This is a genomic window from Streptomyces milbemycinicus, assembly GCF_002154605.1.
In the GTDB taxonomy this organism is placed as follows: Bacteria; Actinomycetota; Actinomycetes; order Streptomycetales; family Streptomycetaceae; genus Streptomyces; species Streptomyces milbemycinicus.
In genome coordinates this window covers 1-14,252 of the sequence record NZ_MUNE01000378.1, presented here as the reverse complement: position 1 = coordinate 14,252, position 14,252 = coordinate 1, and the positions used below count along the sequence as shown (strand labels likewise).

Genomic DNA, 14,252 nt, shown 5'->3' with positions numbered 1-14,252 from the left:
GGGGCGGGTGGGGTGTGGCAAGCTGTTCGGCATGTCTAGACCAATTCTCGAGGTGATCGCCCTCGACGCGGCGGACGCGGTCGCGGCGCAGGCCGGAGGGGCGGACCGACTCGAACTGGTCACCGATATAGCTGCCGACGGGCTCAGTCCCTCCCGCGAGACCTTCGCCGAGATCCGCTCGGCCGTGGACCTCCCGCTGCGGGTGATGCTGCGCGCATCCGACGGCTTCGCGTCCGGTGGAGCCGCCGCGCTCGACGCGCTGTGCGCGCGGGCGGAGGCGCTGCGGGCCGAGGGGGCGGACGAGTTCGTCCTCGGCTTCCTGGGCTCCGACGGGCTGGCCGACCTGGCCGCGATCCGCGCGCTCACGGGCGTCATCGGCGCGGGTTCCGGGCTCGATGAGAGCCGGTGGACCTTCCACCGGGCCATCGACCGGGCCGCCGACCGCGATGTGCTCCGTCAGCAGCTCGCGGGCCTTCCGGGGCTGGATACGTATCTCACCGCCGGGTCGGCCGCCGGGGTCGATGATGGGCTTCCGGTCTTGGTGGACGAGGCGGCGCGTGGCGCGGGCGGGCCCCGGATCATGGTGGGTGGCGGGCTGCGCCTCGACCACCTGCCCGCGCTGCGCGCCGCGCGGATCGACGCCTTCCACATCGGCGGCGCGGCGCGGCCCTCGGGGTGGGACGGGCCCGTGGGCACCGCCTCGGTGCATCAGTGGCGGGCCGCGCTGGACGAAGTGGTGCCCGTGGGGTGACTCCGGGGGTGCCCCCGCAGCCACCCCCGGTGCGCGTTCAGTCGACGGCGGCGAGATCGGTGGCGGAGGGGCCGATGGTGGTCCACGTCGTGCCGTGGCCGCTCCAGCGGGAGATGGTCTTGTGGTCGCCGGAGATGCGGTACACCTTGTGGTCCGTGACGATCAGGTCAGCGCCGGCGGTGCCGATGAGGGTCCAGGAGAAGGGCTCCTCGTTGTACTTGAGGATCTGCCCGGTGGACTCGCGGACGATGAACATCCCGGCGCCACCGGCGTAGATCTTGTCGGCGGCGCCGCCGACTTGGAACCACCCATCGCCGTGTTCGGTCCACTGGAAGACCGTCGCGTGGTCGGGGGTGATCCCCCACAGGTGATTGCCGACCGCGAAATCCGCGCCTGGATTGCCGATTTCGCTCCAGTTGTCCGGGGCGCCGTTGTACTTCCAGATCCTTCCGGTGTCCGGATTGGTGGAGAACAGTCCGGCCGGGCCGGCATAGAGCTTTGCCGACTTGATCCCGATACGTTGCCATTTGTCCTTGTCCGGGTCCCAGCGCATGACCGCGTCGCGCAGGGGCCTGAGCGCGTAGAGCGTGCTGCCTTGCTGGATGAACTGGAAGCCGGGAGAGCCGATCCGTTTCCAGCTCTTGGACGCCGGACGGTACTGGGAGATCCACCCGTCGGACTCGTTGATCCGGAACAGGCCGGCTTCTCCCGCGACGATGCTGTCGGCGTCGCTGCCGATGGAGCTCCAGGACTTGCCGGTTCCGCTCCACTGCAGCACCTTGCCGTCCTCGGAGACGGCGTAGACGCCGGCCGGGTCGGTGACGTCCGAGCCCTTCGCGGGCGCCGAGGACTCGGTGTCGGGCCGGGCGTCCTCGTGCCGGGGTGAGGAGGCGGAGGGTTCGGGGGTCGGGCTGCTGCTCTGCGAGGCGGAAGGGCCGCCCGCGGCCGGGCCGGAGGCGGAGGGCGGCGGCTGTGGCGGCGAGGAGAGGGTGCGGGCCGGGCCCGCGTCGTGGCGGTGCGGGAGGGCGTAGAGGAGTACGCCCGCCGTGGCGGCCGCGACGGCGGCCCCGACCCCGGCGGCCAGGATCAGCTGGGTGCGGCGGCGGTGTGGCCGGGCGGCCGTGGGGCGGATCTCCGTGACAGGGGCGTCGGCGTTGCCGGCGACCCCGGTTCCTCCGGGGGGTGCGCTGGTCAGCGGAGTGTCCAGGCGTTCCAGGACAATGCCCTGGACGATGTCCGACCCGGTGAGTGCCGGGCGGATCTGCTGCCACAGGCGGGCGACTTCGGTCCGCTGCTCCTCGACCTCGTCGTGCACCAGAGCCGACTGGAGGATCAGGCCCCCGCGGGCCGATACGGCCGGCAGACGGTCCTCATGGCGGTCCTCACGGCGGTCCTCATGGCGGTCCTCAGTCTGGTCCTCAGCCCGGTTCTCATCGCGGTCTTCACCGTGGTCTTCGGCGCGGTCCTCGTCATCGGCCCCAGCGCCCGGCGCGCGTGCCCGGCCTTCCCCCTCCCCTCGCTCCGGGGTGTCCGCCAGGACCCGCTCCGCGGCCTGCTGGACCTCTCGTACGACGCCCAGCCGGTGACGTGCCTCGGCCAGGTGCTGCCGTATCAACTCCGCGTCCGGTCCCGCCCCGACGGGCTCGTCCGGATCCGTGAGCGCGGTGATGATCTGCAGAAGCGCCTTGACGAGCTTTTCCGACTCGGCGCGGTCCGCCTCGACCTGACGGCGCGCCGCGCCGGGGTCCTCCGCCGAGCGGACCGTCTGCTCGGCCGTGATCGCCGCCTCGTACAGGCGCCGCGCCTTGGCCAGCATCGTGGTCCGGCCGCGCTCGTCGCGGATGCGGTCCCTGACCACGGAGTTGAGCCGGCCCAGCGGGATGATCTTGGTGCCGGACCGGTACTCACCCCAGATGGTCTTGCTGGTGTGATAGCGCTCGGCAAGCTCCCGTACGGTCATCCCGGCGGTGAGATCCCGTAAGAACCCCGCCAGGGCGTTCGCCTCTTCCGTGCTTCCCTTCGGCGGTCCCTGCGGCCGCCCGGCTCTGCCCACACGTCCCCCTTGTCCACGGACAACCACCGTTCCCCGTGCCCCTTAGCGTGGTGTCACCACCCGATGAACACCACCCTAGGAGGCGCTGGGGACACCCGGATCCACAAAACGCCCGACGACCGCACGGACGTCAACCGGCGGTAGCCGCGCGGTCATACGAGCGGTCGGGTGTCGCACGGCGCTGCGTGCGAGGAGGGTGCCGGGGTGGCAGGCGTGCGCGGGGTGCGGGTCGTGGTCAGGACCGTGGCCGTGGCGAGCAGGGCCAGCAGCGTCGCCGTCAGCGGGAACCAGCGGTCGCCGAGGAGCGCGATGGACGCGCTGCCCGCGCCGCCGCCCGCCGCCATCCCGAGGTAGAGCGCGCTGCTGTTGAGGGAGATCAGCAGGGGCGCGTTCGGCGGGTCGAGGGAGGCCAGCCGGTGGGGGAGCGCGAGCGCCCCTCACGGGCGGCAGCGGCCTTGATGGGGGCGTGGAGATCATCGGCGGGCGGAGATTGATATTGACGGTTAGTCAAGAATGTTCTCATAATGGGTGCATGTCCAGATTCCGCATGTACCCGACACCGCAGCAGGAGCAGCAGATGCTCCAGCACTGCGCGCATGCGAGGTACGTGTGGAACCTGGCCGTCGAGCAGCACTCACACTGGCAAAAGGGCAGGAAATCCGCGCCGGGGTTCGCTGAGCAGTGCCGCCAGCTCACCGAAGCCCGCCGCGCCAACGAATGGCTCGCCGCCGGTAACGCCGATGTGCAGCAGCAGGCGCTGAAGGACTTTGCCAAGGCCAAGAACGCCAAGTTCATCTCCGGGTTTGGTGAGCCGACCTGGCGCAAGAAGTACAAGCACGAGGGCTTCAGGGCCATCGGCACTGGCCGTGTACCGGAGTTCAACGAGGACGGCAGCCCGAAGGTCAACCCGAAGACCGGCAAGCAGGTCACGGGCCGCTCGGTGGTGGTGCGGAAGCTCAACCGGCGCTGGGCCCAGGTCAAGGTGCCCGGCTGCGGCTGGGTCCGTTTCCGCCTCACCCGCCACGGGCTGCCCCAAGCGAAGACGTTTCGAGTCACCTTCCGTAACGGTCAGTGGCATGTGGCGTTCGCGGTCATCCCCGAGCCAATCCAAGCTCCGGGCACGGGCGAGGTCATCGGCATCGACCGAGGCGTCACGATCACCGCTGCTCTCTCCGACGGGCGGAAGCTGAACTGCCCGCAGCTCACCGTCAAAGAACGCGCCCAGATCCGCAAGCACCAGCGGCGAGCAGCACGGGCAAAGAAGGGCAGCCCAAAGAAGACCTCCGCGTACGCGAAGGTCGCTAAGCTGAAGACGCGCGAGGCGAACCGGCGCAAGGACTGGTGCGAGAAAATCTCAACGACGCTCGCCCGCACCTACGACCTGGTGCGGTTCGAGAGGCTGAACGTCAAGAATATGACCGCCTCCGCAGCGGAACGGTCGAACAACCCGGCAAGCGCGTAGCGCAGAAGGCTGGGCTGAACCGGGCGATCCTCGCCCAAGGATGGGGACTGCTGCGCCAGCGCACCGAGCACAAGGCCCCCGGCCGCGTACAGGACATCCCCGCCCCCTACACCTCCTGGCGTTGCTCCGCCTGCGGATGGATCGACAAAAACTCGCGCAAGAGCCAAGCCGAGTTCGTCTGCTCCACCTGCGGTTTCACCTGCAACGCCGACGAGAACTCAGCCAACAATGTCGCGGCAGGACAGGACATACGTCCCGCACTCGCCCAGCAGCGAGCGCGTGCCGGAGGGGTGACGGCGGCCATCAGCCGTGCGAGCGCCCGTGAACCTCAACTCACCCGGGTTGGAATCCCCCTCTTTTAAGAGGGGGAGGATGTCAAAAGTCGACCGTCTCGCACCATATGCGGGTGATGCGCGAGGCCGGGATCACCACCACGCGGATCGCCGGGCGCAACCGTTATGTGCGGCTGCGCCGCGACGAACTCGACGCCCGGTTCCCCGGTCTCCTCGACGCGCTGTTCAAGTCCCTGCCGTAAACCGGCCCGCTCAGACCAGCTGCTCCGGCAGCGGTGCCGCGTGGACCACCGTCAGCCCGGACACCGCCCGGGTCAGCGCCACATACAGGCGGCGCAGACCGGTGCGCTCGTCCGGTTCGCCGTCGACCACCGCGGCCGGTTCGTCAAGCACCACGTAGTCGTACTCCAGACCCTTGGCCAGCGTCGCCGGGACGAGAGTGAGGCGGGCGGCGGCGCTGGTCTCCTCGCCGGGGGAGAGATACGCCAGGCCCGCTGCGTCCAGGGCGCCCGCCAGCACCGGGATCCGCGCGTCGGCCGCGATCAGGCCGATCGAGCCCTCGTGGCCCAGCGCCTCGTGGCAGGCGGCGATCACGGCGGAGTCGAGCGCGGCGGAGTCGAGCGCGGTGGGGTCGAGCGCGGCGGGGTCCACCGCCCGTACGGAGAAGTCGCCCGCGGCCTCGCGGATCGAGGTGGCCTCCGACAGGCCGGGGGCGATGGCGGGCAGCAGCCGCGAGGCGTATGCGATCACCTCGCGCGGCACCCGGAAGCCCTGGGTCAGCTCCTCCACCGCGGCCCCGGACTTGCCGAGGTGGACGAGGGCGTCCTCCCAGCTTGCCGTCGCCCACGGCGTGGTGCCCTGTGCGATGTCGCCGAGGATGGTCGCCGAGCCGGTGGTGCAGCGGCGGCCCACCGCCCGGTACTGCATGGGGGACAGGTCCTGCGCCTCGTCCAGGACCACATGGCCGAGCGAGTGCGTGCGCTCGACGAGGTCGGTGGCCTCGTCGATGAGCACCGCGTCCGCCGAGGACCACTGCGCGGACTTCACGCCCCGCGGCGGCTTCGTCCACAGGATGGTCTTCTGCTCGTCGGCGTCGAGGATCCCGTCCGCCTGCTCGGCGAGGAAGCCGGGGTCGGAGAGCAGCCGCAGCACGAGCTTGGCCGGGTCGACGGGCGGCCAGATCTCCTTGACGGCGGCCTTTACGGCGGGGTTGCGGGCCACCGCGTTCTGCACCCGGTCGTCGGGCGCCTCGCCGGCCTGCTCCATCCGTACGAGCACGGCGTGCGCGATCCGCTGCGGCAGCGCCTCGCGGGCCGCGCCGTACCGGATGTCGCGGTCCAGCAACTCGCGGACCATCTCCTCCAGTTCGTACGCCGGGACCCGCCAGCGCCGCGAGCCGCGCACCACCACGCACGGCTCGGTCGGCAGCGTGACATGCGAGCGTACGGCGCGGCGCAGCACCTCGGCCATCCGTGCGTCGCCCTTGAGGCCCGCCGCGTCGGCGCCGTCCGTGCCCCGTACCTCCACATGCGCGACGAGGTCGTCCACCGTGGCCTGCCCGACCTGCAACTCGCCGAGCGCGGGCAGGACTTGCTCGATGTAGTGGAGGAAGGAGCGGTTCGGGCCGATGACGAGGGTGCCGGAGCGGGCGAGCCGGTCCCGGTGCGCGTACAGCAGATACGCCACCCGGTGCAGGCCGACCGCCGTCTTCCCGGTGCCCGGCGCCCCCTGGACGCAGACCGTGCCGCCGATTCCGGCGCGTACGATCTCGTCCTGCTCGGGCTGGATCGTGGCGACGATGTCCCGCATCGGGCCCACGCGCGGCCGCTCGATCTCGGCCTGGAGCAGCTTGCTGGCGTGCGCTTCCTCGCTCGGGTCGGTCAGGTGCTCGTCCTCGTACGCGGTCAGCTCGCCGCCGGTGTAGCCGAAGCGGCGGCGCAGCCCGATGTCCATCGGCGCCTTCTTCGACGCCTGGTAGAAGGGCTGGGAGACCGGCGCGCGCCAGTCGATGACCATCGGGTCGCCGTCGGCGTCGTGGACATGCCGCCGCCCGATATAGAACTGCTCCCCTTCCGCGCCCTCCGCCGACTCCGCGCCCGGTGCGTGCAGATAGTTCAGGCGGCCGAAGAACAGCGGGGTGTCGGCCAGATCGGCGAGGGCCTTGATGCGCTCGTCGATCTGGCGCTGGAGGACTTCGGCGTTGACCCAGTTGGCGGTGACGTCCTTGATGTCGAGGGCTTCGACATCGGCGCGCATGGCGCGCAGGGCGGCGCGGGATGCGGCGAGGTGGGTGCGCTCCCGCTGGAGCGGGTCCGCGAGCGGGTCCGCGAGCGGGTCGGGGTGGTCAGGGGCGTGCGAGGGCACGGCGTAGCCTCCGGCGTGTACACAAAGCAGACAGACAAAGTGCGGGGCGTGAATGGCTCACGTCAGAAGCCGGCCGGTTTCCGTCCGGGCGGCGGCTCTCCCGGGGTGGTCGGGAGGCGGCAAGACGGGCGATTGTAGCCAGTGCTCCGCGGGGCCGCGAATGATTTTCCCCGCGGTTTTCCCCACGGCTTTCCCCGCGGTTTTCCCCACGGCGTTCCCCACGGCGTTCCCCACGGCGTTCCCCACGGCGTTCCCCACGGCGTTCCCCACGGTTCTCCCCGTGGTTTCTCCCGTGGTTCTTCCCGCGGACCGGCCTGGTTGGATGGGGCCAGGTGTTGAGGGAGATGAGGGAGAGGGAGGTGGCGCATGCCCCGCGCGGGTCTGACGCCTGAACGGGTGGCGGAGGCGGCGGCTGATCTTGCGGACTCCGTCGGCCTGGAGAACGTCACGATCTCCGCGCTGGCGCGCAGCTTCGGAGTGGCCGACGCGAGCCTGTACTCGCACGTCAAGAACCTCCGGGACCTGCGCATACGGGTCGCCTTCCGCGCCGCGAGCGACTTCGCCGACCGCCTCACCGCGGCCGTGGCCGGGCGGGCCGGACGCGACGCCCTGATCGCCTTCGCCAACGCCTACCGGGCCTTCGCGCTGGAGCACCCCGGCCGGTACGCGGCGACGAACATCGAGATCGACCCCGAAGTGGCCGCCCGGTCCACGGGCGGCGCCCGCATCATCGAGGCCACGACCGCCGTGTTCCGCGCGTACGGGCTCGGTGACCCGGACCTGACCGACGCCATACGGCTGGTGCGCAGCACCTTCCACGGCTACGCCAGTCTGGAGGCGATCGGCGCCTTCCGGGACCCGCGCGACGTCCAGGCGTCATGGGAACGCGGCGTCAACGCCCTGGCCACGCTCCTGGAGAACTGGCCGTCGGACGCCTCCGACTAGCGGGCGTCACCGTCGGGCCTCACAGCCGGGCCTCACAGCCGGGCGTCACACGTCCTCGACGTCCTCGCCCGCCAGCAGCGCGTTCGAGTCCACGATCCGGTACGCGTACCCCTGCTCGGCGAGGAACCGCTGGCGGTGGGCGGCGAAGTCCTGGTCGATGGTGTCGCGCGCGACGACCGAGTAGAAGACCGCCTGGTGGCCGTCCGCCTTCGGCCGCAGCACGCGGCCGAGGCGCTGGGCCTCCTCCTGGCGGGACCCGAACGTCCCCGACACCTGGATGGCGACCGTGGCCTCCGGGAGGTCGATCGAGAAGTTGGCGACCTTGGAGACGACGAGGACGGAGATCTCGCCCCGCCGGAAGGCGTCGAACAGCTTCTCGCGCTGCGCGTTGGTCGTCTCGCCCTTGATGACGGGCGCGTCCAGATGCTCGCCCAGCTCGTCCAGCTGGTCGATGTACTGGCCGATGACCAGGGTCTGCTGCCCCTTGTGCCGCGCCACCAGCGCCTCGGTGACCTTGCGCTTGGAGTCGGTCGTCGCGCAGTAGCGGTACTTCTCGTCGGCCTCGGCCGTCGCGTACGCCAGGCGTTCGTGCTCCGTCAGATTGACCCGGACCTCGACGCAGTCCGCGGGCGCGATATAGCCCTGCGCCTCGATCTCCTTCCACGGCGCGTCGAAGCGCTTGGGGCCGATGAGGGAGAAGACATCGGACTCCCGGCCGTCCTCCCGCACCAGCGTCGCGGTCAGACCGAGCCGGCGGCGCGCCTGCAGATCGGCCGTGAACTTGAAGACCGGCGCGGGCAGCAGATGCACCTCGTCGTAGACGATCAGACCCCAGTCGCGGGAGTCGAAGAGCTCCAGATGCGGGTAGATGCCCTTCCGCTTGGTCGTGAGGACCTGGTACGTGGCGATGGTGACCGGGCGGATCTCCTTGCGGGTGCCGCTGTACTCGCCGATCTCGTCCTCGGTGAGCGAGGTGCGCCGCACCAGCTCGTGCTTCCACTGGCGGGCCGAGACGGTGTTGGTCACCAGGATCAGGGTCGTGGACTTGGCGGTGGCCATCGCCCCCGCGCCCACCAGCGTCTTCCCGGCGCCACAGGGCAGAACGACGACCCCGGACCCGCCGTGCCAGAACCCCTCGACGGCCTGCTTCTGGTACGGCCGCAGCGCCCAGCCGTCCTCGTCCAGCTCGATCGGATGCGCCTCGCCGTCCACATACCCGGCCAGGTCCTCGGCAGGCCAGCCCAGCTTGAGCAGCGCCTGCTTGATCTGCCCGCGCTCGGAGGGGTGGACCGCCACCGTGTCCGGGTCGACGCGCTGGCCGACCAGCGGCTGGATCTTCTTCGAGTGCAGCACCTCCTGGAGGACCGGGCGGTCGGAGGTCTCCAGGACCAGGCCATGGGTGGGGTGCTTGAGCAGCCGCAGCCGCCCGTAGCGCGCCATGGTCTCGGCGACGTCGACGAGGAGGGCGTGCGGGACGGGGTAGCGGGAGTACTGGACGAGCGCGTCGACGACCTGCTCGGCGTCGTGCCCGGCGGCGCGGGCGTTCCACAGGCCGAGCGGGGTGACCCGGTAGGTGTGGATGTGCTCCGGCGCCCGCTCCAGCTCGGCGAAGGGGGCGATGGCGCGGCGGCAGGCGTCTGCCTGCTCGTGGTCGACCTCGAGCAGCAGCGTCTTGTCGCTTTGGACGATCAAGCAGGACACACATACCTCCGTCGATAGGATCGTCTCGTGACAAGTGAAACACCTGCCGCGCCCTCGACCGCTCGGGCTTTACCCCGTGCCCGGCGCCGGAAGGGTGTACCGGCCAGCGCGCCGGGGATGCGCGCCGCTATCTATGTTCGCCTATCGCGCGATACCGAGGAGACCACTTCCCCGGAGCGCCAGCGTGCGGCCTGTGAGTCGCTGTGCGAGGCGCGCGGGTGGACTGTCATGGCTGTGGAAGAGGACATCGACGTGTCCGGCTTCTCGCGTGGCCTGGACCGTCCGGGCCTTCGGCGGATCTTGACCCGCCTTGCTGACTTCGAGGTGATCGTCTTCTTCAAGATCGACCGGCTCGCGCGGTCAACGGTGGACTTCGCCGAGATCATGAAGCTCTCCGAAGCCCAGGGGGTAGCGCTGGCGTCGGCAACAGAGCCGCTTGACCTCACGTCGTCCGTGGGGCGCGCTATGGCGAAGGTGATCGCTGTATTCGCCGAGCTGGAGTCGGACATGATCGGAATGCGCGTGTCCAGCGCTCACGAGCACCTGCGTCGCGAGGGCCGGTACACAGGCGGGCGCGTTCCATACGGATACCGAGTGGCCCCCAATCCCAACGGGGCGGGCAAGGTGCTGGAGGTCAACGCGGAGGAGGCCAAGACGGTCCACATGATCGTGGAGCTCGCCGACGTCCCGCAGCAGGTCGGCCGCCTTCGCCAGAACTTGGGCGGCCTTGTCCAGCCGCCCGGCGTTCAGATGGCTGACACCCAGGTTCGTCAGGGCCGTACCCTCGCCCCTTTCGTTACCAATTTCACGAAAGGCGCGGATTGCTGCAGTGTGCTGATCGATTCCGTCACCGAATCCACCCTCCCGTATCGCCGTTCCGAGATTGTTTAGGGCCATGCCTTCGCCGTGCTTGTCGTCCGCCTCACGGAAGGCGGCCAGTGCCTTCGTGTGGGCTTCGGCGGCCTCCCCGTTCCGTCCCAGTGCCCTGAGAGACATCCCCAGATTGTTCTGGGTGACCGCTTCGCCGTGCCTGTCGCCGAGTTCGACACAGATCTCGATGTCCTGCCGGAAAACGCTCACGGCTTCGTCGTGCTGGCGCAGTTCGTCCAGCGTGCGCCCGAGATTGGTGAGCGCCGCACCTTCGCCTCGACGATTTCCCGCCTTTCGCTGCAGGGTGGCAGCCTGTCGTAGTATCAGGACGGCCTTGTCGAAATCGCGCATCTCGTGCAGAGTGTGGCCGAGATTGTTCAGTACCTCCGCCTCGCCGATAAGAAAACCACTTTCTCGGTGCATGTGGAGCGCTTTCTCGTGTGAGGTCCATTAGATACTGGCTGATGCTGGCGACCAGCGTGACGGCAATGGATGGGTAGCCTTCGGCTGACGCGTAAGGTGCCGCAGCGACGATATTGGACACCTCGTCGTCGAGCCAGGACAAGGCTGCGGCACGCGAGAACCGGTCCGACACGGGCACTTCGGGGGCGAATTGACTGCCAGCGTCCAAGGTGAAGTCCTTGTAATGCAGAAGCAGGCGCTGTACTGCGGCGGGGCGCCCGTCTTTGTCGCGCGAGCGCCCCAACTCGTCGGCGTAGATTCGGATCAGGTCATGCATGCGCCACCGGCCGTAGGAGGCCCCGGTCTCCACTAGATGGCCTCGTGTGAGGGATTCTAGAATCTCCTCGGCTGCATATGGCTCGATGTCGGCGAGTCGGCCTGCGGAGTCCGTGGAGATGTCAGGGCCGGGATTTACCGGTAGCAGGCGGAAAAGTCGAGCCTGTTCGGAGGGCAGGTGTTGGTAGGACAGTTCGAATGCGGCTCGTACCGCGAGACTTCCTCTGCTGAGCCGTTGCAAACGGCGATGGGTGTCGCTGAGAGCTTGCTCCATGGATGACAGAGGGCGTCTCGGCTGGTCTGCCAGCAACGCTGCCACAATGCGCAGGGCGAGCGGCAGAAGCCCGCAGAGCTGGACGATGTTCTCGGCCGAGTCCATAGCATCGTCAACCCGCGTGTCGTCCCGGCCATGCGCCCTTCGGAGAACCAGTCGAAGCAGGTCGACGGCATGTTTCGGATCCAGGACCGACAGATCGTGCAGGCGGGCGTCGAGGTCGGCCAGCGTATGCCGGGACGTGACGAGTACGGGAATACCGGGGTCACCGGGGAGAAGCGGTTCGACCTGGGCACCATCGAGAGCGTTGTCAAGCACAACGAGGATGCGCCGGCCTTGCTGCGCGTAACTGGCAAGTACCGACCTGTACAGGCGAGCACGGTCTTGGAGCTCAGCTGGCATATATTCGTCGGGGACGGCCAGCGCTTGCAGCAGGGATCCAAGCGCTCGCCCGGGGCTGAGCCGCCGCTCCGGGGCGTATCCGAAGAGGTCGATGAACAGCACGCCGCCGGGGAACCAGCTGTCCTGGTTCAGAACCCGATTCGCTACGTGCAGAACGAGTTCGGTTTTGCCCACTCCGGCCAGTCCGGCGACAACGTGAAGAGGTGGCGTATCCTCCGAGGAGCCGGGGCGCAGCGCTGCGGTGAGGGTGTTCAGTATCGTGTCGCGTCCGGTGAAGGCACTGGATGGGGCAGGCATTCCGGTGAGAGCCGGTGTTATCTCCCGCGGAAGTTGCAGGGTTATGTGACTTCCCTGAACAACGACGTTGAAGAAGACGCCACCACTGATCTCGTTGTGGACGCTCGTATCGTCTGCGCTGGAGTCAGTCAAATGTCCACCCGTCCGTTGACTCGCGGTGGCATCAGCCAGCTAGTGACGGTGGCGCGGTCGTACAGGTCGCAGGCCGTCGCGTTCTTCAGGTGCGGGCGCAAGAGGCCGAACATAGCCTTCGCGTGGTCGTCGGCGCGGACGGACTGCACCTTGGGACAGTCGCCGAGGGCCTGGTGCCAGGTGGTGCAGGCTGCTTTCAGGTGGCCGGGTTCCAACTGCCGCTCAACCAGCAGGTCGCGACGGTGTACTCGTGTGCGCTGATACGCGCTGGGGCGGAGCCGGTCCGCGTGTTGCATGGCTTCGACGGCTTCGGCCTTGTGGACGATCAGCGGTCCGTTCACGCGCCTTGGCCCTTCATGACGGGGGTGGGGGCAAGCATCCAGTGTTACGCACTCGGGAGGGTGAACGGGAATGAAGCGGCGGACGGGTGTCGGTGGGGGTGCCACGCTGAGGCGATAGCTCCCGAGAAGGAGGTGGCGTGATACCGGCTCCGGGAGCCAAGCACCAGCGGGCTTCATCCCGTCTGTGGCACGTGTTGGACGCAGCGGCCGAGGCGGCCGGTGCGCCGGTGGAGGTGCTGAAGACGGTCAATGTGGTGCTGCCGGAAGGGCTGTTCATTCCTGACATCGCTGTGGTGGATGCCAGGACTGTCGATGAAGACCCTGTGGCATGTGAGGCCGAGGCGGTGCTGCTCGTGGTGGTCGTTTCCTCGCCGGCCAGCCGCCGCATCGACCGGCTGTTCAAGCCGCCGTTCTACGCTGATGGCGGGATCGAGCACCTGTGGCGGCTGGAGCTGGAGCCCGTGCCCGCGCTGATCGTCTCCCAGCTGGAGAACGGCCGTTATATGGAGCGGACCGTGGCAGAGGAGGGCCGCATGACGTTGATCGAGAAGCCGTTCCCGGTGGAGGCGGACCCCGCGGCGCTGGTCCGGCGCAAGCGCTGACGCACTGACGGCCTGAACGTCGCTCACGCCGAGTCGTCCGCCAGCTCCGCGACCCCCGTGATCCGGTGCAGCGGGTACGTGCGCACCTCGTCGGCCGTGTGGTCGTACGCCGTGACGAAGCCGCCCTCGACGCGCACCGGGGCGATGACGCGCTGGCTGGCCGCGCCGTCCGCGTTGACGTAGCCGATCCAGACAGCCGAGCCGGTGAGGGCGGCGGCCTGCATGGTGGCGAGGGTGTCGGCGGAGGTGGTGCGGGGGAGCCGGCCGCTGTCGGTGGCGGACGCCGGGACCGGCTTGTGGGGGGCCGTCGCGGCGCGGTCACCCGCGCGGATGGCGCGCACCGCGGCGCCCAGAAGCGTGTCGTCGGGCACCGGCGGGCCCTCCGGCACGGGCGTGGGGGCCGAACGGGGCGGGGTGCGGTGGTACTCGGCGCGGGTGATCAGCACATCGCCCTCGGCGGACTCGGCCGCCGGTGCGTACCCCATCGCGCGCAGGCCCTCCAGCAGCGCGTCCGGCGCCGCCTGCGCGGCCAGCACGGTCGGCGCGAGGCGGCGCAGCCGCAGGCCGGCCGAGCGGCGGTCGGCGAGGATTTCGGCCAGCAGGGTGTCGTCGTCGCAGCGTAGGTAGGCGGAGGCGGCGCCGACGCGGAGCCGGCCGTGCTTACGGGCCACGTCGTCAATGAGGTAGGCGAGCGGCTGCGGCACCGGGGTGCGGGAGTGCTCCGCGAGGAACGCGTGCAGGTCGGACGCCGCCCGCCCGGCGTCCAGCGCGCGGCGTACGGAGGCGGGTGTGAAGCGGTAGACCGTGGCGCCGCCCTTGGACTCCACCTCGGCCAGGACGCCGAGCGTCGCCGCGAGCGGCCGCTCCAGCGGGCCGGGCGCGACGGCGGTGAGGTCGGCCTGGAGGAGAACGTGATCCAGCGGCTGGGGCAGCAGCGGCGCGAGCAGCCGCGCGGCCGTCGCCGCGGCGGCGGCAGCCTCGGCCCCGGACAGCGGTCGGCCGGGCGGCGCCGGGGCGTGGGCCGGGG

General features: G+C 69.7%; 13 protein-coding genes and 2 pseudogenes. 7 read left to right on the top strand and 8 right to left on the bottom strand.

Going from position 1 to position 14,252, the window contains the following annotated elements:
- The first annotated feature begins 31 nt into the window (after positions 1–31).
- Positions 32–751 carry a copper homeostasis protein CutC gene (locus tag CCN51_RS28850; protein WP_043490642.1) on the top strand — a complete coding sequence of 240 codons (720 nt, stop codon included), beginning with the start codon at positions 32–34 and terminating at the stop codon, positions 749–751.
- Between the two features lie 37 nt (positions 752–788).
- Here CCN51_RS28850 and CCN51_RS28845 read toward each other — a convergent pair whose 3' ends face one another.
- Together CCN51_RS28845 and CCN51_RS56570 are read right to left on the bottom strand one after the other, a co-directional pair.
- A complete protein-coding gene (locus CCN51_RS28845) occupies positions 789–2,804 on the bottom strand; it encodes a hypothetical protein (RefSeq protein WP_014177522.1) in 2,016 nt (671 codons plus the stop codon).
- A gap of 152 nt (positions 2,805–2,956) precedes the next feature.
- Positions 2,957–3,148 (bottom strand): hypothetical protein, encoded by a 192-nt coding sequence (locus CCN51_RS56570; RefSeq protein WP_014177521.1) that lies wholly within the window; start codon positions 3,146–3,148, stop codon positions 2,957–2,959.
- Between the two features lie 188 nt (positions 3,149–3,336).
- Here CCN51_RS56570 and CCN51_RS28835 point away from each other — a divergent pair, with 188 nt between their 5' ends.
- From CCN51_RS28835 to CCN51_RS28830, 3 genes are read left to right on the top strand one after another with little or no spacing between them, the layout of a single operon-like run.
- On the top strand, positions 3,337–4,266 hold the full coding sequence (locus CCN51_RS28835; RefSeq protein WP_014177520.1) for an RNA-guided endonuclease InsQ/TnpB family protein: 930 nt from the start codon (positions 3,337–3,339) through the stop codon (positions 4,264–4,266).
- A 14-nt stretch (positions 4,267–4,280) separates the two neighbouring features.
- Positions 4,281–4,628 (top strand): transposase, encoded by a 348-nt coding sequence (locus CCN51_RS58000; RefSeq protein WP_238545660.1) that lies wholly within the window; start codon positions 4,281–4,283, stop codon positions 4,626–4,628.
- A gap of 38 nt (positions 4,629–4,666) precedes the next feature.
- Positions 4,667–4,801, top strand: coding sequence for a helix-turn-helix domain-containing protein (locus tag CCN51_RS28830; RefSeq protein ID WP_014177518.1), 135 nt, complete (start codon positions 4,667–4,669; stop codon positions 4,799–4,801).
- A 10-nt stretch (positions 4,802–4,811) separates the two neighbouring features.
- Here the strand turns inward: CCN51_RS28830 and CCN51_RS28825 are convergent, their stop codons facing one another.
- On the bottom strand, positions 4,812–6,923 hold the full coding sequence (locus CCN51_RS28825; protein WP_014177517.1) for a HelD family protein: 2,112 nt from the start codon (positions 6,921–6,923) through the stop codon (positions 4,812–4,814).
- 366 nt (positions 6,924–7,289) lie between these two features.
- Here CCN51_RS28825 and CCN51_RS28820 point away from each other — a divergent pair, with 366 nt between their 5' ends.
- Positions 7,290–7,868, top strand: a complete 579-nt coding sequence (locus CCN51_RS28820; RefSeq protein WP_014177516.1) for a TetR/AcrR family transcriptional regulator — start codon at positions 7,290–7,292, stop codon at positions 7,866–7,868.
- A 45-nt stretch (positions 7,869–7,913) separates the two neighbouring features.
- Here CCN51_RS28820 and CCN51_RS28815 read toward each other — a convergent pair whose 3' ends face one another.
- Positions 7,914–9,569 (bottom strand): DNA repair helicase XPB, encoded by a 1,656-nt coding sequence (locus tag CCN51_RS28815; protein ID WP_014177515.1) that lies wholly within the window; start codon positions 9,567–9,569, stop codon positions 7,914–7,916.
- A 117-nt stretch (positions 9,570–9,686) separates the two neighbouring features.
- On the opposite strand from CCN51_RS28815, the gene CCN51_RS28810 reads away from it, so the two are divergent.
- Positions 9,687–10,460: a recombinase family protein gene (locus tag CCN51_RS28810; protein WP_014177514.1), complete on the top strand. Its 774-nt coding sequence runs from the start codon at positions 9,687–9,689 to the stop codon at positions 10,458–10,460.
- A gap of 39 nt (positions 10,461–10,499) precedes the next feature.
- On the opposite strand, the pseudogene CCN51_RS60155 reads toward CCN51_RS28810, so the two are convergent.
- The 3 genes and pseudogenes from CCN51_RS60155 to CCN51_RS28800 form a co-directional block, all read right to left on the bottom strand.
- Positions 10,500–10,790 (bottom strand): annotated as a pseudogene (locus CCN51_RS60155) (tetratricopeptide repeat protein); the annotation flags it as partial.
- Between the two features lie 979 nt (positions 10,791–11,769).
- Positions 11,770–12,150, bottom strand: a pseudogene (locus tag CCN51_RS60445) (ATP-binding protein); the annotation flags it as partial.
- 128 nt (positions 12,151–12,278) lie between these two features.
- Positions 12,279–12,623, bottom strand: a complete 345-nt coding sequence (locus CCN51_RS28800) for a hypothetical protein (protein WP_014177512.1) — start codon at positions 12,621–12,623, stop codon at positions 12,279–12,281.
- A gap of 137 nt (positions 12,624–12,760) precedes the next feature.
- Here CCN51_RS28800 and CCN51_RS28795 point away from each other — a divergent pair, with 137 nt between their 5' ends.
- A complete protein-coding gene (locus CCN51_RS28795; RefSeq protein ID WP_014177511.1) occupies positions 12,761–13,225 on the top strand; it encodes a Uma2 family endonuclease in 465 nt (154 codons plus the stop codon).
- Between the two features lie 23 nt (positions 13,226–13,248).
- Here the strand turns inward: CCN51_RS28795 and CCN51_RS28790 are convergent.
- On the bottom strand, positions 13,249–14,252 hold a 1,004-nt coding region (locus CCN51_RS28790; protein ID WP_211303264.1), incomplete at its 5' end, for a helicase-associated domain-containing protein.